Consider the following 21,523-nt stretch of genomic DNA (forward strand, 5'->3'; position numbering starts at 1 on the left):
CGGGGACAAGTGATGGCCGACGCGGGTGCTGCTTTAGAGACGGTGGAGCGCTTGGACGCCTCCCTGACCCCTGAGGGGCGCTACCGGCTGCTGGTCGAGGCGGTCACCGATTACGCCATTTACATGCTGGATCCGCACGGGATTGTAACGAGCTGGAACACCGGCGCACAGCGTTTCAAGGGGTATACTGCCTCAGAAATCATCGGCCGCCATTTCTCGCAATTCTATGTCGAGGAGGATCGCGCGTCCGGACTTCCCGCACGCGCGCTTGAGATTTCCGCGCGGGAAGGAAAGTTCGAGAGCGAAGGCTGGCGCATCCGCAAGGACGGTAGCCGGTTCTGGGCGCATGTGGTGATCGATCCGATCCGTTCGCCTGAGGGACGCCTTGTCGGCTTTGCCAAGATCACGCGCGATCTCACCGAGCGCAGGGCGGCGGAAAGACGTCTCAGGCAGAACGAAGAGCTTTTCAAGATGCTGGTGCAGGGCGTCACCGATTACGCGCTCTACATGCTCGATCCGCAAGGGCGTGTGAGTAGCTGGAACCAGGGTGCGGAACGGATCAAGCAGTATCGCGCCGAGGAAATCATCGGCGAGCATTTCTCGAAATTCTACACCGCCGCCGATCTGCAAAAGGGCGAGCCGAAGAATGCGCTGGATAGCGCGCTGCGCGAGGGACGTTATGAGAAGGAAGGCTGGCGTGTGCGCAAGGACGGCACGCAATTCTGGGCCAACATCGTCATCGATCCGATCCGTGACGAGACCGGCGCTCTCATCGGCTTCGCCAAGATTACGCGCGACATCACCGAACGAAAGGAAACGCAGAAGGCGCTCGATCTGGCGCGCGAGGCGCTGGCTCATTCGCAGAAGATGGACGCCATCGGGCAATTGAGCGGCGGCATCGCGCACGATTTCAACAATCTGCTGATGGTCATTCTCAGCAGTCTCGAACTGGCCAGCCGGCGGCTGCCAGACGACGAGCGGGTCAGGACGCTGATATCCAATGCGACACAGGCCGCGCAGCGCGGCGCCGCGCTGACCCAGCGCATGCTGGCATTCGCCCGGCGCCAGGATCTCGATCTCAAGCCCGTCGATGTGCCTGCCCTGGTGCGCGGCATGGCCGATCTGCTGAAAAGCTCGCTGGGGCCCGCTGTGACGATCGAGACGCGCTTTCCGCTAAAGCTCGATCTCGTCCATGCGGACGCCAACCAGCTTGAGATGGCGCTGCTCAATCTTGCTGTGAACGCTCGCGACGCAATGCCGGATGGCGGCAGCATCGTCATTGCGGCACGCGAGGAAACCGTGGCTGCTCACTCGGCGGGCAAGCTGAAGGCCGGGCGTTATCTCTGTCTCTCGGTGAAGGATGCCGGCGAGGGGATGGACAAGGCGACGCTGACGCGCGCCATGGAGCCGTTCTTCACCACAAAAGGCGTGGGTCGCGGCACCGGATTGGGATTGTCGATGGTCCATGGCATGACCGAACAATCGGGAGGCCGCTTCGTCCTGAAAAGCCGGAAAGGCGAAGGCACCACCGCCGAGATATGGCTTCCCGTGGCGAAGGCGGTCATGGACGCCGGCGATGCCGATCGCTCCGTCGCGGGCGATGCCGGGCACGACCGCCATCTGGTGGTGCTGGCCGTCGACGATGACGGTCTTGTGCTGATGAACACCACGGTGATGCTGGAAGAGATGGGCCACACGGTGTTCGAGGCGACTTCCGCGAGCCAGGCGCTCGACATCCTGCGCCGCGAACGGGGCATCGATCTTGTGATTACCGATCATGCCATGCCGAAGATGACCGGCGTTCAACTCGCCGCGGCGATCAAGGCCGAGCGGCCGGGCATTCCGATCATTCTTGCGACAGGTTACGCGGAATTGCCTCCGGGCGTGGACGACAAACTGCCGAAGCTCGCGAAGCCGTTCCGTCAGCAGGATCTGATGCAGGCGGTTTCCGCCGCGATCCAGACGCAAGCGCAAGCATAATCACGATGCGCCGTCAGGCCATCTCGCCGTTCACGAACGGATTGGTCTTGCGTTCGTGGCCGAAGTTCGAGCCCGGACCATGGCCGCAGATGAATCCGATGTCGTCACCGAGCGGCAGCAGTTTGTCCTTGATCGAGCGGATCAGCGTTGCGTGGTCACCGCCGGGCAGATCCGTGCGTCCGACCGAGCCGGCGAACAGCACGTCGCCGACGATGGCGAAGCGCATCCCCTTGTTGAAGAACACCACGCTGCCCGGCGAATGGCCGGGGCAATGGTACACGTCAAAGCTCAACTCGCCGACCTTGACCTGATCGCCTTCGTCGAGCCAGCGGTCGGGAGCGAAGTTGCGCACGCCGGTCATGCCGAAATTCGCGCCGCTCGTGACCACGTTGTCGAGCAGATATTTGTCGGCGAGGTGAGGGCCTTCGATCGGCACTTTCAGCGCGTCGCGCAGTTCCGCCGCGCCGCCGACGTGATCGATGTGGCCATGCGTGATCCAGATCTGGTCGACGGTCACTTTGGCCTGTTCGATCGCGGCGAGGATATTCGGGACGTCCCCGCCGGGATCGATTACCACGGCGCGTTTGGTCGCCTCGCACCACAACAGCGTGCAGTTCTGCTCGAACGGCGAAACAGGGACGATCAGCGCGCCGGCTTTGGGGGCTTCATTCCGGGAAGTATCTGTCATGCGGCCACAATGCTGATTTTTCGCGCCGCGCCAAGCGCTTTTCGTCAATTCTTTTTGAATGCGCGGCCTGCAGTTTTAGCTGCGGTCAGGCAACGCGGAGGCTGGACTTGGGCGGCAGCAAGTCGAACGGTTCCGGCCGGCCGACACCGTAGCCCTGCGCATAATCCACGCCGATCTCGCGCAGCGCTTCGAGGATCGCCTCATTCTCGGCGAACTCGGCGATGGTCTGCTTGCCCATCATCTTGCCGATGCGGCAGATCATTTCGACCATGGCGCGGTCGATCGGATCGTCAAGCATGTCCTTGACGAAGCCGCCGTCGATCTTGAGATAGTTCACCGGCAGGTGTTTCAGATAGCCGAACGACGACATGCCGCTGCCGAAATCGTCCAGCGAGAACCGGCAGCCCATGGCCTGCAGCACGCCGATGAAGCGGCTGGCATTCTCGAGGTTGGCGATGGCGCTGGTCTCGGTGATCTCGAAACAGATCATCGTCGGCGGAATGCCGTGCGCGCTGAGCTCCTCGCGGACGTAGTCGATGAAGCTGTCGTCGCCGAAGGTCGCGCCCGACAGGTTGATGGCGCAGGTCGCAATCGCGGAGGAGGGCACAGCGGCCAGCCGGTTCGCCAGGATCGTGAAGGCATGGCGCACCACCCAACGGTCGATCAGCGGCATCAGTCCGTAACGCTCGGCGGCAGGAATGAAATCGCCGGGCGGCACGAGGCGGCCGTCGCGATCGCGCAGCCGCAGCAGCAATTCGACATGCGCGCCGTTATGGTTCGCGCCTTGCAGCGGGGCGATGGTCTGCGCGTGAAGGCAGAAGCGCTCTTCGTCGAGGGCGTCGTGGATGCGCTGGACCCACGCCATTTCGCCGAACCGGTGCAGCAACTCGGTGTCGCTCGGATTGTGAATCTGAATGCGGTTGCGGCCCTTCTCCTTGGCCAGATAGCAGGCAAGGTCGGCGGTGCGCAGGGTCTCGTCTTTGGTGGCGCGGCCCTGCGTCATTTGGACGACGCCGATGCTCGCGGTGACCGTGAACGCGCGTTCGTTCCAGACGAAATTCATATCCTGCACGGCCTGTCGCAGGCGCTCCGCGACGATCGCGGCGTGTTCGATGTCGCCGTCCTCGAGCAGGACGGCGAATTCGTCGCCGCCAAGCCGCGCCAGCAGATCCTCGACCCGGAGATGTTTTTGCAGCGAGGCGGAGACCTCGCACAATAGCTTGTCGCCGGCGGCGTGGCCGCAGGTGTCGTTGATGATCTTGAACTGATCGAGATCGAGATACATCAGCGCGTGGGGACCGCTCTGGCCGTGATCCAGCCGCTGCAGGGCTTTCTCCAGCCGGTGTTCGAACTCACGGCGGTTGGCAAGCTTGGTCAGGCTGTCATGCGAGGCCTGCCATGACAGGCGGGCGATGTATTTTTTCTCGCTGGTCATGTCGTGCAGCACGAGCACGGCGCCTGCGAGAACGCCTTCCTTGGTGACCGGCGCGCCGACCATGGAGATCGCCACCGACGTGGCGTCGGGCCGCTGCAGTAATTGGGGGCGCGTGTTGGCGGCAAGGTTGTAGCCGTTGAGAATCTGTTCGATCTGGCCGGTTTTCTGTTCGCCGGTTTCCTCGTCCAGAATCCTGAACAGCGAGGCGAGCGGCGAACCCTTGGCTTGCAGCGCCGTGCGGCCGACCAGACGTTCGGCCGCCGCGTTCATGTAGTCCACCTGACCGCTGGCGTTGGTGCTGATGACCGCATCGCCGATCGACGCCAGCGTGATCTGCGCGCGCTCCTTCTCGGCGCGCAGGGCGCGTACGAATTTGCGTCGCTGTGCCAGAAAGTAACGCGTCATCAGGAGCAGCGCTGTGACCAGCAGTCCTGCGGTAAACAGGTTGGCGATCGTCAGCACGAGCTTGACCTGCCGCGATCCATTGCCGAGGCTTTGGGAATACGCCTTCGCTTCAGGCGCGACGCGTGCATTGATCTGGTCGATACGGTCGTGCAGAAGGCCGATCTGGTTGAGCGTCGCCGGCCCTTGATGCCGCTCGGCATAGATCGCTCGCGCCAGTCTGGTGACTTCATCCAATATGGGATCGGTGTTGATCCAGTGGGTTATTGCAGTCTTGAAGGCCGGCAGTTCCCGGAAATAGCGATAGAGCCAGATCATGCCGTCGATGTCGTCGGGATGGTTCCCGCCTTGCAGGAATCCTGATCGCGCTGCGGCGATGTCGGGCGGGTTCTGATCAAGCGCGATGCGCGCCGCGCGGTCGCCCAGCGGCACCGCGATGGCTTGTTCGTATTGCTGCCAGAGCGCTTCGTTGCCGGTCTCGCCATAAAGATGGAGATAATGGACGGCGTCCTTCTGGCCCTTCGACCAGAAGCTTTCGCCGCCGACATAGGCGCGCACCGACGACAGGATATTGAGACTCGTCCCGGCGAGAAAGGCTTGCAACAGAACAATGGCGATGAAGGGCGAGACCAGCCGCAGCAAGCGCATATTCGCAGATCGAAAATTGAGCTTCATTGGACGTAGAGGTCCTTGCCGCTGTTCGACGTGAATTCCCTGTTTGATTCCCATTACCAGTTGCATGACGTGCGGCTTTCCCGTCCGTCAGGCACGATCGAAGTCTGCCGGTATCTGATTAAAAGCGGGCGAACTTTGCGGCCTGCGGTTGCGGAACCCGAAAGATGCGTGAATCGCGAGTAAATTTTACAGGGCGCTTTGTAACTGGCCGCCGGGAGGCCGGCTTCCGTTTCCCATAAGCCGGGTGGCGGCAGCAAAAAGGTGGCTGGCCCGGATGCCGGCCCAGCCACCTCAGCCCATTCATTCGCGGGAGTTGTCGCGATTAACAAAGTGTTACCGCTTCGTCTGCGCCCTCAGCGTGTCCTCGACCGCGCGGTCGAACGACGATGTCCTGGCGGGCGCGGTGCTGCGCTTCTTCTCGGCGACGAAGGCGTCGCGCTTCTGCACCAGTGCCGCGAGTTTTTCGTTCAGGCTCTTGCGCGTCTGCGTCTGCTTTTCGAGTTCGGTCTTGCGCTGCTCCGGTGAGAGCTTGCGAAGTTCGTCCGGCAGTTCCTCGTCCTTGACGTCACCGAGCGTGGCGCGGCCCGAAGCCACAGCGCTGACCAGATCACCGTCGCCGGTGACGGCTTCGGATGAAACCTTCGCGCGCTTGTTGAGATAGCTTGCCATGTCGGAGGCCGACGAAGGCGCCGCCGCCGCGACCTGCGACAGTTGCCGGGTTTTTTCCTCGACGCGCTTCTGAACCTTCTGCGGTCCGTAGGGGATCACGGTGCGGTTGATGTCGTTTTGCAGAATGATGATCTCGTCGTCGTACGGCGTCTCGATCACGACGAGTTCGCCGCCATCCTGCGGGATCGGAATGAAGCGGCCGTCGCCAAGCTGCGCGACGTCCTTCCAGACCCGCTCGGTGTCGCGCGCGCCGCCAGCGAGCACCGCGTTGACCACGATGCCCCGCTGCCGGGCAACCGCAAGGGTCTTCGGATATTTGGTGTCCTGCGCGTAATCCATGTGAGGCGGCGCGTCGCCGACCAGGAAGACGATGCGATGCGCGTCGTTGCCCTTGGTCCATTGCAGTTTATTGACCGCGACATCGAGCGCCTCGTTGACGCTTTCCGGCCAGTCGCCGCCGCCGCGCGCTTTCAGCTCCAGCAGGTTGGCGTAGATATCCTGAATGTCGGTGGTGAGGTCGAACGTTTTCGTGACGTACTCGTCGCCGACGTCACGATAGGCGACAAGGCCGATCCGGATGTCGGCGTCGGGATTGGCATCGACGACGCTTGTTGCAATGGACCAGATTTTCCGTTTGGCGCCTTCGAGCAATCCGCCCATCGAGCCGGTGGTGTCGAGAACGAATGCGACTTCGACGGTCGGCTTTGCGGTTGCCTGCGAGAGCGCCGCGGTGACCGGCAGCGCAATGACGGCGAGTGCGAACGCGGAGCAGCCGAGTCTGAATTTTGTTGTGATGCGTGATGTCATTTTTCCCCTCCAAAAATCGCTGATGCCCGAAACGGGCTTTTGCTTGCAGCGGAACCGAGGGTTCCGTTGCTTCGCGTCGGCGCGTGGTCTGAATTGTGTCGGGGTGCGTACAGTTTTGGGGCTGAGAGGCTTTTGCTTTTCTGCTACTCTCGCGGAATCATGAATTCACCGTTTCGCCATATCGAGCCAAGTCTGCCGCCAGATCGCCGCCAGTCCGACACAGCGCTCGCGATCGCGCGCGGCACGTCCAGGCTTTTGAGATCGCTGGGTTTTTCCTGCGTCAGCGAATTGACCTTGCCGTCGGGCCGGCGCGCCGATCTGGCGGCCATGAACGCGCGCGGCGACATCTGGATCGTCGAAATCAAATCGTCGGTGGAGGATCTGCGCGCCGATCAAAAATGGCAGGACTACCGGATGCATTGCGATCGCCTGTTCTTCGCGTTCACGCAGGAGATGCCGTGCGAGCTGTTTCCGGCCGATACCGGATTGATCGTCGCCGACGCTTACGGCGCACACTTGCATTGCGATGCGCCCGAGCACCGGATGCCGGCCGCGACGCGCAAGTCTATGATCGTGAGTTTCGGATTGCTGGCGGCGCAGCGGATCGGCCGCCTGCTCGATCCTCAGGGCTATCCCGGCATCGATGAATAATTTCGCTCGCCGCCGCGAGCGAAATCAACGACGACATTCGTCATCGGCATCAGGGCTTTCTCGAACATCGCAAACGTGATTGCGGCGCCGTTCACCACGCCCTCCGCATCGGCCTGCGCGTCCGGATGGCTTTCGAGGACGTCGAGAAAGCTTGGCCAGAACCGCTTGCCGAAGCCGTGGCGCAGATAAGCCGTCGCATTCATCGCATCCGAATCCGGATGTTCGGCGAGACGGGCGAGCATCACCCGCGCGCCCATGCGCGATGCTTCAAGCACGTAGACCGCGCCCAGCATTTCAGCAGTGGTGCGGAAGTCAGGCTGCGGTTGCGGATTGCAGGTAATGGCCATCGCTGCAAGATCGTGTTCGAGCGCAGATGTGCGCACGCGAAGCTGCCAGTCGGGAAGATGCTGTTCGATGCCGCCCGCGGTCAGCGCAGCTTCCACTGGAAACAGCGCCTCGGCCTGGCTACGCAGAAACGCCTCGTAATAGCCGGGTCGCCCGAGATCGAGTGATGAGAGTGCGAGGTCGAGCCTGCGGTGCGAGGTGCAGGTTGCTTCGCTGATGGTCTCCCGGATTGCCATGGCATTCGCCTCCGATGGCCGTCAATTTTGCGCCGCCGTCAGTTCTGCGTCACCACGATGTGGCGCGAGGGGACGAGCGGCTCAAGCAGGGTGGTCACGTAGTTGAGCGTCATCTGCACGGGATAGGTCGACCGGCTGCGCACCGTCACGCGAGGCGCACGCAGCGGTGAACCATGCGGCCAGTCGATCCGATAATCTTCAACGAGACCGAACTGCTTCGTGGCTTCGAGCCGGGAGGAAATATCGATATGTCGCGCTTTTCGCATCATTCCCACACCGGCAAAGCCGCTCCCTGCTGACAGTCCTGCGCAGATAACGCAGGTCCGCCGGGAAAGGTTCCGCCGGGGGGATGCGGTCAGGCTAGCGCGGTGCGCGCTTCGCTAGAATGCGCTGCAAGGTCCGGCGATGCATGTTCAGACGGCGCGCCGTTTCCGAGACGTTGCGGTTGCACATTTCATAGATGCGCTGAATGTGCTCCCAGCGGACGCGGTCAGCGGACATCGGGTTCTGCGGAAGCTGCGACTTGTCGTTGCCGCTCGCGAGCAGCGCGGCGACCACGTCGTCCGCATCGGCCGGCTTTGAGAGATAATCGACGGCGCCCATCTTCACCGCGGTGACGGCGGTTGCGATATTTCCATAGCCCGTCAACACGATAGCGCGGGCATCGGGCCGCTGCCGCTTCAATGCCGACACGACGTCGAGACCGTTGCCGTCGCCGAGCCGCAAATCGACCACAGCGAAAGCCGGAGGCGTCCGGTCGATGTGATGCAAACCGTCGGACACATTGTCGCAGGTGCTCACAGCGAAACCGCGCGTCTCCATTGCACGCGCCAGCCGGTCGAGAAACGCCTTGTCATCCTCGACAATCAGCAAGGAACGGTCGGCAATTTCGGTCAAATCGGCAGTTGCGGTCACGGTTTTGCGTCTCCTGATGCGGTCCCACTGATATGGCGTGCCAATCGGGCGCTGCCAAGGCCGACAAAGGTCCGGCGTCGATAATCGACGCTCGTGGCCGGCTTTATTGCAGTGCGGCTGACGGCACTTCGGCGGTCTCGAAGCTGTCGCGCGGCCACACGATCGTGACCACGGCACCGTGATCGGGAAACGTCCGGTTGGTGAAAGATACTTTGGCGCCGGTGCGCTCCAGCAAGGTGCGCGCGATGAAGACGCCGAGGCCGAGGCCGCTGTGTTCGCCTTTGTGCTCGCCCTGGGCTTCCCCGGTGCGCCGCCGCGTCAGATACGGTTCGCCGATCCGCTTCAGAATATCCGGCGCGATGCCTGGCCCGTCGTCGGAAACCACGATCTCGACCGTATTTGCATTCCACCACGCGTTCACCTCGACGCGCTCACGCGCGAAATCGACGGCGTTCTCAAGAATGTTTCCGACGCCATAGAGAATGGCCGGGTTGCGCATGCCGACAGGCTCGGCATCGGCGGCCAGTGCAATGCGAATCTTGATCGCGATTCCGAAATCGCGATGCGGTGCGACGGTTTCCTCGATCAGTGTCGACAGCGGCATCTTGTCGAACGGCGCGCCTTGCGACGAGAGTTGTGTGATCTTCGCCAGAATTTCCCGGCAGCGTTGCGCCTGCTCGCGCAGCGTTTTCAAATCGCCGCGGGCATGTTCGTCGAAGCCGTTCTTCTGGATGGCTTCCTCGAGTTCGCGCGAGATGAGGAAGATCGTGGACAGCGGCGTTCCAAGTTCATGCGCGGCCGCGGCGGCAAGGCCGTCGATCTGGGTCAGATGCTGTTCGCGCGTCAGCACAAGTTCGGTTGCCGCCAGGGCGTCGGACAGCTTGCGCGCTTCCTCGGTGACCTGAAAGGCATAGAGACTGGTGACGCCGATCGCCAGCATGATCGAAAGCCATACCGCGACCATATAAGTGCTCGGCAGCACCAGAGGCTCGTCGCCATTCCACGGCAGCGGCAGATGGAAGAATCCCAAAGCCGTGGCGCAGGCCGCGGCAAAAACCCCGAGCGTAATGGTGATCCGTGTCGGCAGCGCGGTCGCGGAGATCAGAACCGGCGCCAGGAAAAGAAATGAAAACGGATTCTGCAGCCCGCCGGTGAGGAACAGTAGCGCGGCGAGTTCGGCGATATTGATTGCCAGAAGGCCGGCTGCGTAGCGCGGCTCCAGGCGATGGACTGGATTGAAGGCGGTCTGGAGCGCCAGATTGAGGAGACACGACAGACCGATGATGACGACGCAGGGGATCACCGGGACCTCGAAATCGAGCCCCTCGGAAACGATGAAAATCGTCGCCATCTGCCCCAGCGCGGCGAGCCAGCGCAGCCGCAGGATGGTGTCGAGCCGCACGTAGCGCCGTGGCTGGCGGAAGTCGGATGTCGCGATATCGCTCATGCGATATCTTTACCGTCCGGCTGCACCGATCACAAATCGGCATGTACTAAGAGGTTTGCATAGGCGGGTCTTGCGGTCGGCGTCGCCTTGGCTCAATGAACGCATATTATGACCGTCCCGCCCACGCCTTCTCACGTCATGCCGCAATCCGGCTCGCTGGACGCCGCGATCGACGTCGAGCGGCTGGTGAAGGTCTACAAGACCACGCATGCCGTGGACGATATTTCGTTCACGATTCCGCGTGGTTCGGTCACCGGCCTGCTCGGCGGCAATGGCGCCGGCAAGACCACGACCATCTCCATGATCATGGGGCTGGTGTCGCCGACCTCGGGCCGCGTCAGCGTGCTCGGCCATGCGATGCCGCATGAGAGCGCAGAGGTGCTCGGCCGGATGAATTTCGAGAGCCCTTACGTGGATATGCCGGGACGCCTCACCGTGCGGCAGAATCTCAACGTGTTCGGCCGGCTTTACGGGGTGGCGGACCTGAAGGAGCGGATCGGCTTGCTCGCTGCGGATCTGGACCTGAACGAATTTCTCGACCGGCCGAACGGCAAACTGTCGGCCGGCCAGAAGACCCGGGTCGCCTTGGCAAAAGCGCTGATCAACGAGCCTGAATTGCTGCTGCTGGACGAGCCGACCGCATCGCTCGATCCAGACACCGCCGACTGGATCCGCAGTCATCTCGAAAACTATCGCAAGGTTCGCGGCGCGACGATCCTGCTGGCATCTCACAACATGCTGGAGGTCGAGCGGTTGTGCGACCGTGTCATCATCATGAAGCGCGGCCGCATCGAGGACGACGACAGTCCGGCCGCCATTCTCGCGCGCTACAACCGCGCCACGCTCGAAGAGGTTTTTCTCGATGTGGCGCGCGGACGCGTGCAGGTGGCGTCATGAGCGAGATGCCTGTTTCGCAGGGCTCCCGCCTGCCCATGATCGCGCCGCACCGCATCGGCGCGATGATCCTGCGTCACTGGTATCTGCTCACGTCGTCATGGCCGCGATTGCTTGAACTGATCTACTGGCCGGTGTTGCAATTGATTACGTGGGGTTTTTCCCAAGCCTACATTTCGCAGAATGCCGGCTTCTTCGCCAAGGCCGGCGGCACCTTCATCGGTGCGGTGATCCTGTGGGACATTCTGTTCCGTGGCCAACTCGGTTTCTCGATGTCGTTTCTCGAAGAGATGTGGTCGAAAAATCTCGGCAATCTCTTGATGAGCCCGCTCAAGGTCAGCGAGTATCTGATCTCGCTGATGGTCATGAGCGTGGTGCGGCTGGCCGTCGGCGTCATTCCGATGACCGTGCTGGCCATCGCTTTCTTCGGCTTCAACCTGTTCGGGTTCGGCTTCGCGCTGGTCGCGTTCTTCTGCAACCTGATTTTCACAAGCTGGTCGTTCGGCCTGATCTCGTCGGGACTGGTGCTTCGCAACGGCATGGGCGCGGAGGGGCTGGCGTGGACGCTGATGTTCGCGCTGCTGCCGCTGACATGCGTCTATTATCCGGTGTCGGTGCTGCCGGGCTGGCTCCAGGTGGTGGCGTGGATGCTGCCGCCGACCTACGTATTCGAGGGGATGCGAGCACTCCTGATCGATCAGGTCTTCCGCGCCGACCTGATGATCGAGGCGCTGGCCATTAATGCCGCTCTGTTCGCGATCTCGACCGTGGCGTTTCTGCTGCTCTTGAAGAGCGCCCGTAAGCACGGTTCCCTTGTCCAGAGCGGGGAATAGCGCGCTGCGAGGTCACTCCCGTCGCTGCGCCATCCTGATGAAGCACGGAAAACCGGAATGGAAGTATAGTTCCAGCGGCGCGCGAATCCGAAAATAGAGCTTTGTTCCAGAAATATTCAGTTTGAAGCCGTAATTTACTGTGTCGGTTGGAGTTTCGGTGGATTGACGCTTTGTCGCACTCCCGACAGTATGTTGCGCCGCGAAGCCGGGATCGAGGAATCATTATGCCGATTGGTGAATTTGGCAGGCCGCCTGCCTTGCCGTCCGAGGTCAGCCCTGCGCTGACCACGCCCATGTACTGGATGTACGAGATGGGCCAGGCCTCGCTCAATCCGGCGCGGGCGGCAGCCGACATGATGAAGTTGTGGTTCGAGAACCCCTTCAATCCACTGGCCGAGACGCAGTTCGGAAAATCGATGGCTGCCGGTTGCGAATTGTTCGAGCGCACCACGCGCCGCTACGGCAAACCCGAATGGGGTCTGCACGATACCGAAGTGAACGGCATGCGGGTGCCGGTTGAGATCAAGACGGTCTGGGAAAAGCCATTCTGCCGTCTGCTGCATTTCGAACGCAAGATCACCCAGCCCTTGCGTGCGCCGCATCCACGCGTGCTGATTGTGGCGCCGATGTCGGGCCACTATGCGACGCTGCTGCGGGGCACGGTGGAAGCCTTCCTGCCGGCGCACGACGTCTACATCACCGACTGGGCCGACGCCCGCATGGTGCCGGTGGCGCAAGGCCGCTTCGATCTCGACGACTACGTCGACTACGTGATGGACATGATCCGCACGCTCAAGGGCGATGTGCATGTTGTGGCTGTGTGCCAGCCCTCCGTGCCTGTTCTGGCGGCGGTGTCCATCCTGGAAGCCGAAAAGGATCGCTACTTTCCCACGTCCATGACGCTGATGGGCGGCCCGATCGACACCCGTCGCAATCCCACGGCCGTGAACAATCTCGCGGAAGAAAAAGGCATCGACTGGTTCCGCAACAACGTCATCACCAAGGTGCCGTTCCCGCAACCGGGCTTCATGCGCGACGTCTATCCGGGCTTCCTGCAACTCACCGGCTTCGTGAGCATGAATCTCGACCGTCATGTCGACGCGCACAAGCGTCTGTTCAGCAACCTCGTCAAGGGTGACGGCGATCTCGTCGACAAGCATGTCGAGTTCTACGACGAGTATCTCGCTGTCATGGATCTCACCGCCGAATTCTACCTGCAGACCGTGGACGTGGTGTTTGTGAAGCACGCCTTGCCGAAGGGCGAGATGAAACATCGGGGCAAGCTGGTCGATCCGTCGAAGATTCAGCGCGTGGCGCTGATGACGGTGGAGGGCGAGAACGACGACATTTCCGGTATCGGCCAGACCGAGGCGACGCATGGACTGTGCAGTTCGATCCCGGACGCGCGCCGGGTGCATTACATGCAGAAAGGCGTCGGCCATTACGGCGTGTTCAACGGCTCGCGGTTCAAATCGGAAATCGTGCCGCGCATCTCGGATTTCATGCGGTCCTCGGCCCATTCCAAGCTGGCGCTGGTCGCGGCCGAATAGCGGTTTTCCGGTTCCATTTCAGCGAAAAAGCTCATTTTGTGGGGGATTCGGGATTTTCCGCTCCCGAATCCTGGGTCTACCTTCAAGCCATTGAATTCAAAGCTGATTCACGGCTCCGCAATTGAGGCAGAGGAGTGAATTTCACTGACCCTTGTCGGGCCGGGTTCCGGGTTAGAAATGAATCATAATTTCATGTTTCATGACCCCGGATGTGGGAGGCTAAGGCCTTCAAACTACGATATATTGGGCAAATGATTTGTTTTTGCGCCGATGAATTTCACTGGCGGCGGATATGGCAGAATCCCGGCGAATTCCTGCTGTCCGGATCCGCTGACATGGCTTTTCGCGCCCTCCTTTACCGCCGACCGACCGAACCGCGCACGCTCGCGGTCAGAATCGGCTCATCCATCTACACAATTCAGCTGCGGCGTCATCGGCGCGCGCGCCGATACACGCTGCGCATTCATCCGAGCCGACGCGAAGCCATTCTCACCATGCCTCCGCGCGGAAATCTCATCGAAGCCAAGGACTTCGCGCAGCGTCATGGCGCCTGGATCGCCGCGCGTCTCGGCGGATTGCCGAAAGCCGCGCCATTTTCTCACGGCGCATCGGTCCCGTTGCGCGGCATACCGCACCGAATCGTGCATCGCGCCGGCGAACGCGGAACCGTGTGGCCCGAAACGCGCGACAGCGGCGAGAAAATTCTCTGCGTGGCCGGCGGCGTCGAACATGTCGATCGCAGGATTCATGACTTCCTCAAGCGCCAGGCCCGCGCCGCGCTGACCGAAGCCTCGCATCGTTACGCTGAGGTGCTTGGCGTCAAGGTGAAGCGGCTGACGATCCGCGATCAGTCGAGCCGGTGGGGCTCGTGCACCTCGGCGGGCGCGCTGTCGTTTTCATGGCGGCTTATTCTCGCGCCGCCCTATGTGCTTGATTATCTCGCGGCGCATGAAGTCGCGCATCTTGTCGAGATGAATCACTCGGCCCGGTTCTGGAAGGTCGTCGCGCGTATTTGCCCGGCTACCGAACGCGCCAAGCGATGGCTCGACACCCACGGCAACGATCTGCATCGCTACGGGATCGAAGAGTAGCTACTAGGGCTGTCGCTGCTTCAGCGACGGCCGCCGAAAACGCGATCGATCAACCAGCCATCGAGACCCGCTGCGGCTTCAGGTCGGCCCGACGTCTGCGTGACCGGCGGCCGACCTTGCGACGATGGCGCCGCTCCGCCTGACGACTGATAACCCTGATTGCTGGACTGCTGCGGGTAAGGTTGCTGAGCGGGTGCGGCCCCGCGCGAGCTTCCGGGAAACAGGTTCGACAGCAAGCCGCCTTGCGGTTGCATTGAACCGGGCAGGGGAGCTGCCGGCACGTTCTGATGCGCGGCCTTCATGAAGCGGGTCCAGACCTCGACCGGCAGCCCGCCGCCGGTGGCTTTTTTGGTCGGCGAATTGTCGTCGTTGCCGAGCCATACGCCGGTGACGAGATGGGCGGTGTAGCCGATGAACCAGGCGTCGCGGAAATCCTGGCTGGTGCCGGTCTTGCCGGCGGCGGACCAGCCGGGAATGTCGGCCTTCTTCGCGGTGCCGGTGACCAGCGTCTCGTGCATCATGGCATTCATCATGCCGACCGCGTTCGAATCGATGACCTGGGCCGGTGGATCGGCGCGGCGCGCATACAGCACCTTGCCTTCGGGCGTACGGATCTTGTTCACGACATGGGGTGAGGCGGCAAAGCCACCATTGGAGAACGGAGCGTAGGCTCCGACCAGTTCATTGAGCGAGACTTCCGACGTGCCGAGCGAAATCGTTGCATTCGGTTCAAGCTTTGAAGCAATGCCGAGACGGTGCGCGGTGCGGACCACGTTGGCGGGGCCGACTTCGATGCCGAGCCTGACGGCGACGGTATTCAGCGACATCGACAGCGCCTGCGTCAGCGTCACCGGACCAAAATATTCGCGGCTGTAGTTCTCGGGCCGCCAGCCCTTGACGTCGAGCGGCGCATCCTGCCGCACGCTGTCCGGCGTCAGTCCGGCCTCGACGGCGGTGAGATAGACAAACGGCTTGAAGGCCGAGCCCGGCTGGCGCTTCGCGGTCACAGCGCGGTTGAACTGACTTTCCGCATAGTTGCGCCCGCCGACCATGGCGCGCACCGCGCCGTTCGGGGTCATCGCTACCAGCGCGCCTTGGGAGACGTTGAACTTCACACTCTTGGCGGCCAGTTCGTCGATGATCGCGGCCTCGGCGACGCTTTGAAGTTTCGGATCGATCGAGGTTTCCACCACGATGTTCTGGTCGATCTGGCCGACGAGATCGTCGAGCACTTCACCGATCCAGTCGGCGACGTAGTTGATCGTGCCGGCGCCGACCGGCTTCATAGCGTAGGACGGCTTCTCGATCGCCGCCTTGGCCTGTGCGTCAGTGATGAACCTGACGTCCGCCATCGCGCTCAACACGAGTTGCGCGCGTTTCTCCGCGCCTTCCGGATTGCGGTTGGGCGCAAGCCGCGAGGGTGATTTGACGAGGCCGGCCAGCATCGCCGCTTCCGCCAGTGAGACGTTGCGCGCCGGTTTGCCGAAATACTTCTGTGCGGCGGCCTCGACGCCGTAAGCGCCCGAGCCGAAATAGACGCGGTTCAGATACAATTCGAGAATCTGGTCCTTGGTGTATTTTCGCTCCAGCCACAGCGCCAGTTCGACTTCCTGCAATTTGCGCTGGAAGGTGCGCTCCTGCGTCAGGAACAGGTTCTTGGCCAGCTGCTGGCTGAGCGTCGAGCCGCCCTGCGAGACGCCGCGATGCAGAAGATTGGTCACGGCGGCGCGCAGGATTCCGGTGGGATCCACGCCGAAGTGCGAATAGAAGCGCCGGTCCTCGATGGCGATGAACGCCTTCGGCAAGTAGGGCGGCAAATCCTTCAAAGAAACATTTGCGCCCGGCATTTCACCACGCGTGGCGATCACCGTGCCGTCCATGCCGGTAATCTGGATAGTCGGCGGGCGTTTGGGGACCTCCAGCGACTGGATTGCGGGCAGATGCGCGCCGACCCAGACGATCACGCCGGCGCCGGCAATTACCGCCCACAGGCCGAGCACCGCGCCCCAGTAGACGAGACGGCCGAGGCCCGATCGCGAGCGCTGTTTCGATTTTGCCTTGGCGTCCTTGCGGGAGGATGCGCGCGTCTTGCGCGGCCGCGACTGACGCGGCGCGTCGTCCTCGTCATCATCGACCGGCCGGCTCTTCGCCGCACGGCGTTTTGGCTTGATGTCGTCGTCATCCTCCGGGCCGCCGACGCGGTCCCATGGATTGAGGCGGACGCCGTCCAGCGAGGCGGCGCCATCGAATTTCGGCTCCGTGCGCCCGCTCTTCTTTTTCCGCCCCAACGCCATCCAAACCTGTGCCGGCATGCCCATTATGCAAGGCATGCAAGCTAGCGACGGCGGTTTAAAGGCGCGTTAAGCGAAGGTTAACGCGGGTTTAGATGTTCCGCTGCAGCTGGCCGAAAGAACGCCGATTCCATCACCGAACCCGATTGTCTTGACAGGGCTTTCTCGATGCCCGCAGCCTGCAGACGATTTCGCGCGAGAGGACAACATCGATGACCGGCCATATCGACCCGACCAAGGAAATCTTCGCGGCATTCCGCGCCAACGATCGTCCCGGTCCAATCCACATGCTGAACCTGGTGCGGCTACATGCACAGGCGAAATATCCTGATGGCCGCGCGGCGACCGGCGCGGAAGCTTACGCCAGCTACGGGCGCGAAAGCGGGCCGGTGTTTACGCGGCTCGGCGGCCGGATCGTCTGGCAGGGCAAATTCGAACTGATGTTGATCGGCCCGTCGCAAGAACGCTGGGACCACTGCTTCATAGCGGAATACCCGAGCGTGGCGGCGTTCGTGGAGATGATCCGCGACCCAGCCTATCGCGAAGCGGTCAAACACCGTCAGGCTGCCGTGGAGGATTCGCGCTTGATCCGCACCGCACCAATGGAAGTCGGCAAGACCTTCGGCGAAATCCCCCAATAGATTCCAGAACGTGTCGCGGTCTCAGATCGCCGCGCGCGCCAGCCAGAGCAGCAGAAGTGCTACGGCGGCGGGAAGCGCCTGGACCATGATGATCCGCTTGCTGACGGAGTAGCCGCCATACAGTCCGGCGACGATCACGCACAGCAGAAAGAATACCTTGATCTGAAAGCCAAATCCCGGATTGGGATGGAGGAGCCCCCAGATCAGTCCGGCGGCGAGGAAGCCGTTATAGAGCCCTTGATTAGCGGCCAGCACGGCGGAGGCCTGTGCCTTCTCGATCGTGTTGCCGAAGGTCTTCAGGCCCTTGGGCTTGGTCCAGAGAAACATCTCCAGCACCAGGAAATAGACGTGCAGCGCGGCGACCAGCGCAACGAGAATGTTCGCAATCAAGCTCATGACAATCTCCCCCAATAGAAACGGGAACCTAGCAGCAAGAATGACGATTGCCAGACCCCGATGTTGTCGGAAATCGGAAAGACATCCCGGACCGCCGCGGCCATGATGGTTGAAACACACGATCAAGGAAGCTGGATATGTCGACAAAGCAACCTCAGCGTTTTCATCTTGACCGGCTGGAGACGCCCATCGGCACGGCGCTGCTGGTCACCGACGAGCAGGGCTTCCTGCGCGCGCTCGACTGGTCCGATTACGAGACGCGGCTGTATCGCCTGCTGCGACGGCACTACGGTGACTATGTTTTGGAGAAAGCGTCCGCTCCCAAGGACATCACGGCGGCGTTGACCGGCTACTTTGCCGGCGACCTCGGCCAGTTGAAAAAGATCAAGTGGCGGACCAACGGTACGGAATTCCAGCGCAAGGTATGGACGGCGCTGCAAAAGGTCCGGGCGGGGACCACGTCGAGCTACGGTGCTTTTGCGGCGCGGCTGAACGCGCCCAACGCGGCGCGTGCGGTCGGCCTCGCCAATGGCGCCAACCCGGTCAGCGTCGTTGTGCCGTGTCATCGCCTGATCGGCGCCGATGGATCGCTGACCGGCTATGGCGGAGGACTTGAACGCAAGCAATGGCTGCTGGCGCACGAAGGCGCGGCGTTCAAAAGGCTACAAGCGTGATCTCGAAAACTATGCCGCCGGCTTTTCGGCTGCGTCGCCGTTGGCGAGCAGATGGATTAGTGCCCGCTTGATCGCGGCCTGCCGCGTCGGCGCGGTGATCTGCGCGCCGAGCAGGTCGGTGACATAGAACACGTCGCGGGCGCGCTCGCCGAAGGTCGCGACGTGCGCGGATGCAATATTGAGATTGAGCTTCGAGATCGCCGTGGTGAGCTGGAACAGCAGGCCGGGGCGATCGAGGCCCGAGACTTCAATCACGGTATAGCGATCCGACCACTGGTTGTTGATGATGACTTCGGGCTCGACGACGAACGGCTTGAACCGCGCCTTCGCCGCCGTGCGCCGCGCCATCATGTCCGGCAGCCGCAGCTTGCCTTCGAGAACCTGTTCGATGGTGTCGCCGATGCGCGTCGCGCGCCGTCCCTCGTCGTCGTCGCGATCGTATTCGCGCGTGATGGCGATCGTATCGAGCGCGATGCCGTCGGTGGTGGTGTAGATCTGCGCGTCAACGATATTGGCCCCGGCCGATGCGCAAGCGCCTGCGATGATCGACAGCAGCCAGGGATGATCCGGCGCGAGAATCGTCAGCTCGGTGACGCCGCGCCCCTCATCGAAGCCGACATTGACTGCCAGCTTGTGGCCGCCGGCCTCGCTGGCCTTGACGAAGCGCGCATGACGTATTTTGCGCGGCAGTTCGACCTTGAGCCAGTAGGCCGGATATTGCCGCGCGATATAGGCCTCGAGTTCGGCCTCCGGCCATTCGGTGAAGGCCGCGCGGAATTCCGCCTGCGCGACCTGAATGCGCTGCGCGCGATTGACCTCGGAGAAGCCGCCGGTCAGCACCGGTTCGGTTTCGTAATAGAGCGTGCGGATGAGCTGCGCCTTCCAGCCATTCCAGACGCCGGGACCGACGCCGCGGATGTCCGCGGTGGTGAGGATCGTCAGCAGTTTCATCTGCTCGACCGACTGCACCACTGCCGCGAAATTCTCGATGGTCTTGCGATCGGAGAGGTCGCGCGACTGCGCCACCGTGGACATGGTGAGATGCTCTTCGATCAGCCACGCGATAAGTTCGGTGTCGGCGGCGTTGAAGCCGAAACGCGGGCAGAGCCGCCGCGCCACCTTCGCCCCCGCGATGGAGTGATCCTCGGGGCGGCCCTTGGCGATGTCGTGCAGCAGCACGGTCATGTAGATGACGGGGCGATGTTCGGGGCGGATTTTCCGCATCAGGTCGCTGGCGACCACGAACTCGTCGTTGCCGCCACGCTCGATGTCCTGAAGGATGCCGATGCACCGCAGCAGATGCTCGTCGACCGTGTAGTGATGATACATGTTGAACTGCATCATCGACACGATCCGGCCGAACGCGCGAATGAAGCGGCCGAGCACGCCGGCCTCGTTCATCCGCCGCAGCACGGTCTCTGCGTCGTTCGACGTCAGGATCTCCATGAACAGCTTGTTGGCTTCGGGGTTCTCGCGCAGCTTCTGCGTGATCAGATTGAGCGAGCGTGTCGCCGTGCGCATGGCGTCGGGATGGAACGCCAGATTGTTCTTCTGCGCGAGCCGGAAGATGCGGATCAGGTTGACCGGATCGCGCTTGAAGACGTCCGGCGCGGCAAGGTTGATGCGGTTGTTGTCGATGATGAAATCTTCGCCGCCGGGAACGCGGCCGCGTTTCCGGCCGGGCCGCAGCCGCGCCATCATCCGGCTCAGCACCGGCGCGGGCTTGGCTTCCTGATCCTCCAGCTTGGCGCAGAGGATCGCGGTGAGATCGCCCACTTCCTTCGCAATCAGGAAGTAGTGCTTCATGAAGCGCTCGACGTCCTGCATCCCGGGGTGCGACGTGTAACCGAGGCGCTGCGCGATTTCGCGCTGCATTTCGAACGACAGCCGCTCCTCGGGGCGTTCGGTGAAGAAATGCATGTTGCAGCGGACCGACCACAGGAAGTCCTCGCAGCGGCGGAACGTGCGGTATTCCTGCGCGTCGAACACGCCGCGCTGCACGAGGTCGGCAGTGTCGCTGACGCGATAAACGTATTTCGCGATCCAGAACAGCGTGTGCAGATCGCGCAGTCCGCCCTTGCCGTCCTTCACATTGGGTTCGACCAGATAACGCGACTGGCCGGCGCGCCGGTGCCGTTCCTCGCGCTCGGCGAGCTTTGCGGTGACGAATTCGGCGGCGGTGCCTTGCACGACATCCTTGTCGAAGCGCGTGACGAGTTCGTCGTAGAGCGCTTTGTCGCCGGTGAGAAACCTTGTTTCCAGCACCGACGTGCGGATCGTCATGTCGGCGCGGGCCTGACGGATCGACTCGTCGATCGAGCGGGTGGCGTGGCCGACTTTCAGCCCCATATCCCACAGGCAATAGAGGATCGCTTCGGCGACCTGTTCGCCCCAAGCGGTCTGCTTGTAGGGCAGGATAAACAGGAGATCGATGTCGGATTCCGGCGCCATCAGGCCGCGGCCATAACCGCCCGTGGCGATCACCGCCATGCGTTCTGAATCCGACGGCGTCGGCGAATGATAGAGATGTTTGGTGGCGGCACCGAACAGGATGCGGATGATCTCATCCTGCACAAAGCAAAGCCGTTCGGCGCACCGCCGCCCGTGCCGGTCTTTCAGCAGTTGCGCCTGTGCGGCATCGCGGGCCTGCGCCAGTTCGCCCTTCAACAACTGCGCCACCGCCGTGCGGAACACATCGTCCTTGCCGGCATGGTTCTGGGCCAGCGCATCGATCGCCGCCGCGATACGGGCGGTGTCGAAAATCAGCTCGGGATCTGGCGGGAGTTTGGCCGTCACGCTGTCCATAATATCCGGATAACGGACGGCGGCAGCGGTGTCATCAGCGGATTGAGGCAGGTCCAGTCATCCTTTCTGTTTTTTGTGCGCATGGAGGAAGGCCGTTC

The 21,523-nt window shown here is 62.2% G+C and carries 18 protein-coding genes; 8 read left to right on the plus strand and 10 right to left on the minus strand.

Annotated features, from left to right (window positions below; all coding sequences use genetic code 11):
* The first annotated feature begins 12 nt into the window (after positions 1 to 12).
* On the plus strand, positions 13 to 1,980 hold the full coding sequence (locus AC07UB_RS12335) for a hybrid sensor histidine kinase/response regulator (RefSeq protein ID WP_492791219.1): 1,968 nt from the start codon (positions 13 to 15) through the stop codon (positions 1,978 to 1,980).
* A gap of 13 nt (positions 1,981 to 1,993) precedes the next feature.
* On the opposite strand, the gene AC07UB_RS12340 is transcribed toward AC07UB_RS12335, so the two are convergent.
* The 3 genes from AC07UB_RS12340 to AC07UB_RS12350 all read right to left on the minus strand — a co-directional run bounded on the left by AC07UB_RS12340 (position 1,994) and on the right by AC07UB_RS12350 (position 6,656).
* A complete protein-coding gene (locus tag AC07UB_RS12340; protein ID WP_492791218.1) occupies positions 1,994 to 2,668 on the minus strand; it encodes an MBL fold metallo-hydrolase in 675 nt (224 codons plus the stop codon).
* Between the two features lie 85 nt (positions 2,669 to 2,753).
* Positions 2,754 to 5,180, minus strand: coding sequence for an EAL domain-containing protein (locus AC07UB_RS12345; RefSeq protein WP_494653228.1), 2,427 nt, complete (start codon positions 5,178 to 5,180; stop codon positions 2,754 to 2,756).
* Between the two features lie 333 nt (positions 5,181 to 5,513).
* The gene (locus AC07UB_RS12350) at positions 5,514 to 6,656 is read right to left on the minus strand and encodes a vWA domain-containing protein (RefSeq protein ID WP_494653230.1); all 1,143 of its coding nucleotides are present in this window, start codon (positions 6,654 to 6,656) and stop codon (positions 5,514 to 5,516) included.
* Positions 6,657 to 6,815: 159 nt separating this feature from the next.
* On the opposite strand from AC07UB_RS12350, the gene AC07UB_RS12355 reads away from it, so the two are divergent.
* The gene (locus AC07UB_RS12355) at positions 6,816 to 7,307 is read left to right on the plus strand and encodes an MmcB family DNA repair protein (protein WP_492791215.1); all 492 of its coding nucleotides are present in this window, start codon (positions 6,816 to 6,818) and stop codon (positions 7,305 to 7,307) included.
* On the opposite strand, the gene AC07UB_RS12360 is transcribed toward AC07UB_RS12355, so the two are convergent.
* From AC07UB_RS12360 to AC07UB_RS12375, 4 genes are all read right to left on the minus strand, one after another.
* On the minus strand, positions 7,286 to 7,888 hold the full coding sequence (locus AC07UB_RS12360) for a biliverdin-producing heme oxygenase (RefSeq protein ID WP_494653232.1): 603 nt from the start codon (positions 7,886 to 7,888) through the stop codon (positions 7,286 to 7,288). The two genes, AC07UB_RS12355 and AC07UB_RS12360, sit on opposite strands and share 22 nt — an antisense overlap.
* Positions 7,889 to 7,926: 38 nt before the next feature.
* Complete coding sequence (locus tag AC07UB_RS12365) at positions 7,927 to 8,157, minus strand: hypothetical protein (RefSeq protein WP_492791213.1); 231 nt, start codon at positions 8,155 to 8,157, stop codon at positions 7,927 to 7,929.
* Positions 8,158 to 8,248: 91 nt separating this feature from the next.
* Positions 8,249 to 8,803, minus strand: coding sequence for an ActR/PrrA/RegA family redox response regulator transcription factor (locus AC07UB_RS12370; protein WP_492791212.1), 555 nt, complete (start codon positions 8,801 to 8,803; stop codon positions 8,249 to 8,251).
* A 103-nt stretch (positions 8,804 to 8,906) separates the two neighbouring features.
* Positions 8,907 to 10,250: an ActS/PrrB/RegB family redox-sensitive histidine kinase gene (locus AC07UB_RS12375; protein WP_492791211.1), complete on the minus strand. Its 1,344-nt coding sequence runs from the start codon at positions 10,248 to 10,250 to the stop codon at positions 8,907 to 8,909.
* A 108-nt stretch (positions 10,251 to 10,358) separates the two neighbouring features.
* On the opposite strand from AC07UB_RS12375, the gene AC07UB_RS12380 reads away from it, so the two are divergent.
* From AC07UB_RS12380 to AC07UB_RS12395, 4 genes are all read left to right on the plus strand, one after another.
* Positions 10,359 to 11,147, plus strand: coding sequence for an ABC transporter ATP-binding protein (locus AC07UB_RS12380; protein ID WP_494653233.1), 789 nt, complete (start codon positions 10,359 to 10,361; stop codon positions 11,145 to 11,147).
* A 5-nt stretch (positions 11,148 to 11,152) separates the two neighbouring features.
* On the plus strand, positions 11,153 to 11,977 hold the full coding sequence (locus tag AC07UB_RS12385) for an ABC transporter permease (protein ID WP_492792724.1): 825 nt from the start codon (positions 11,153 to 11,155) through the stop codon (positions 11,975 to 11,977).
* 224 nt (positions 11,978 to 12,201) lie between these two features.
* Complete coding sequence (locus AC07UB_RS12390; protein WP_492791209.1) at positions 12,202 to 13,527, plus strand: polyhydroxyalkanoate depolymerase; 1,326 nt, start codon at positions 12,202 to 12,204, stop codon at positions 13,525 to 13,527.
* A 251-nt stretch (positions 13,528 to 13,778) separates the two neighbouring features.
* Positions 13,779 to 14,618, plus strand: coding sequence for a M48 family metallopeptidase (locus AC07UB_RS12395; RefSeq protein WP_492791207.1), 840 nt, complete (start codon positions 13,779 to 13,781; stop codon positions 14,616 to 14,618).
* 20 nt (positions 14,619 to 14,638) lie between these two features.
* Here AC07UB_RS12395 and AC07UB_RS12400 read toward each other — a convergent pair whose 3' ends face one another.
* Positions 14,639 to 16,912: a transglycosylase domain-containing protein gene (locus AC07UB_RS12400; RefSeq protein ID WP_492792723.1), complete on the minus strand. Its 2,274-nt coding sequence runs from the start codon at positions 16,910 to 16,912 to the stop codon at positions 14,639 to 14,641.
* A gap of 209 nt (positions 16,913 to 17,121) precedes the next feature.
* Here AC07UB_RS12400 and AC07UB_RS12405 point away from each other — a divergent pair, with 209 nt between their 5' ends.
* Positions 17,122 to 17,550, plus strand: a complete 429-nt coding sequence (locus AC07UB_RS12405) for a DUF1330 domain-containing protein (RefSeq protein ID WP_492791206.1) — start codon at positions 17,122 to 17,124, stop codon at positions 17,548 to 17,550.
* 21 nt (positions 17,551 to 17,571) lie between these two features.
* Here the strand turns inward: AC07UB_RS12405 and AC07UB_RS12410 are convergent, their stop codons facing one another.
* Positions 17,572 to 17,946 (minus strand): DUF1304 domain-containing protein, encoded by a 375-nt coding sequence (locus AC07UB_RS12410; RefSeq protein WP_492791205.1) that lies wholly within the window; start codon positions 17,944 to 17,946, stop codon positions 17,572 to 17,574.
* Positions 17,947 to 18,083: 137 nt separating this feature from the next.
* Between AC07UB_RS12410 and AC07UB_RS12415 the strand changes: the two genes are divergently transcribed.
* Positions 18,084 to 18,620, plus strand: a complete 537-nt coding sequence (locus tag AC07UB_RS12415) for a methylated-DNA--[protein]-cysteine S-methyltransferase (RefSeq protein ID WP_494653236.1) — start codon at positions 18,084 to 18,086, stop codon at positions 18,618 to 18,620.
* A gap of 9 nt (positions 18,621 to 18,629) precedes the next feature.
* Here the strand turns inward: AC07UB_RS12415 and AC07UB_RS12420 are convergent, their stop codons facing one another.
* Complete coding sequence (locus AC07UB_RS12420; protein WP_492791203.1) at positions 18,630 to 21,425, minus strand: [protein-PII] uridylyltransferase; 2,796 nt, start codon at positions 21,423 to 21,425, stop codon at positions 18,630 to 18,632.
* Between the last annotated feature and the right edge of the window lie 98 nt (positions 21,426 to 21,523).

The sequence above is a fragment of the Afipia sp. GW821-FHT04G03 genome (genome assembly GCF_059419985.1).

What these genes read in the sequence shown, in the direction of transcription:
- AC07UB_RS12350 (WP_494653230.1), bottom strand. Translation starts at nt 6,656, where the DNA reads ATGACATCACGCATCACAACAAAATTCAGACTCGGCTGCTCCGCGTTC.
- AC07UB_RS12345 (WP_494653228.1), bottom strand. Translation starts at nt 5,180, where the DNA reads ATGAAGCTCAATTTTCGATCTGCGAATATGCGCTTGCTGCGGCTGGTC.
- AC07UB_RS12375 (WP_492791211.1), bottom strand. Translation starts at nt 10,250, where the DNA reads ATGAGCGATATCGCGACATCCGACTTCCGCCAGCCACGGCGCTACGTG.
- AC07UB_RS12405 (WP_492791206.1), top strand. Translation starts at nt 17,122, where the DNA reads ATGACCGGCCATATCGACCCGACCAAGGAAATCTTCGCGGCATTCCGC.
- AC07UB_RS12400 (WP_492792723.1), bottom strand. Translation starts at nt 16,912, where the DNA reads ATGGCGTTGGGGCGGAAAAAGAAGAGCGGGCGCACGGAGCCGAAATTC.
- AC07UB_RS12365 (WP_492791213.1), bottom strand. Translation starts at nt 8,157, where the DNA reads ATGATGCGAAAAGCGCGACATATCGATATTTCCTCCCGGCTCGAAGCC.
- AC07UB_RS12355 (WP_492791215.1), top strand. Translation starts at nt 6,816, where the DNA reads ATGAATTCACCGTTTCGCCATATCGAGCCAAGTCTGCCGCCAGATCGC.
- AC07UB_RS12340 (WP_492791218.1), bottom strand. Translation starts at nt 2,668, where the DNA reads ATGACAGATACTTCCCGGAATGAAGCCCCCAAAGCCGGCGCGCTGATC.
- AC07UB_RS12415 (WP_494653236.1), top strand. Translation starts at nt 18,084, where the DNA reads ATGTCGACAAAGCAACCTCAGCGTTTTCATCTTGACCGGCTGGAGACG.
- AC07UB_RS12410 (WP_492791205.1), bottom strand. Translation starts at nt 17,946, where the DNA reads ATGAGCTTGATTGCGAACATTCTCGTTGCGCTGGTCGCCGCGCTGCAC.
- AC07UB_RS12395 (WP_492791207.1), top strand. Translation starts at nt 13,779, where the DNA reads ATGATTTGTTTTTGCGCCGATGAATTTCACTGGCGGCGGATATGGCAG.
- AC07UB_RS12390 (WP_492791209.1), top strand. Translation starts at nt 12,202, where the DNA reads ATGCCGATTGGTGAATTTGGCAGGCCGCCTGCCTTGCCGTCCGAGGTC.
- AC07UB_RS12360 (WP_494653232.1), bottom strand. Translation starts at nt 7,888, where the DNA reads ATGGCAATCCGGGAGACCATCAGCGAAGCAACCTGCACCTCGCACCGC.
- AC07UB_RS12420 (WP_492791203.1), bottom strand. Translation starts at nt 21,425, where the DNA reads ATGGACAGCGTGACGGCCAAACTCCCGCCAGATCCCGAGCTGATTTTC.
- AC07UB_RS12335 (WP_492791219.1), top strand. Translation starts at nt 13, where the DNA reads ATGGCCGACGCGGGTGCTGCTTTAGAGACGGTGGAGCGCTTGGACGCC.
- AC07UB_RS12380 (WP_494653233.1), top strand. Translation starts at nt 10,359, where the DNA reads ATGACCGTCCCGCCCACGCCTTCTCACGTCATGCCGCAATCCGGCTCG.
- AC07UB_RS12385 (WP_492792724.1), top strand. Translation starts at nt 11,153, where the DNA reads ATGCCTGTTTCGCAGGGCTCCCGCCTGCCCATGATCGCGCCGCACCGC.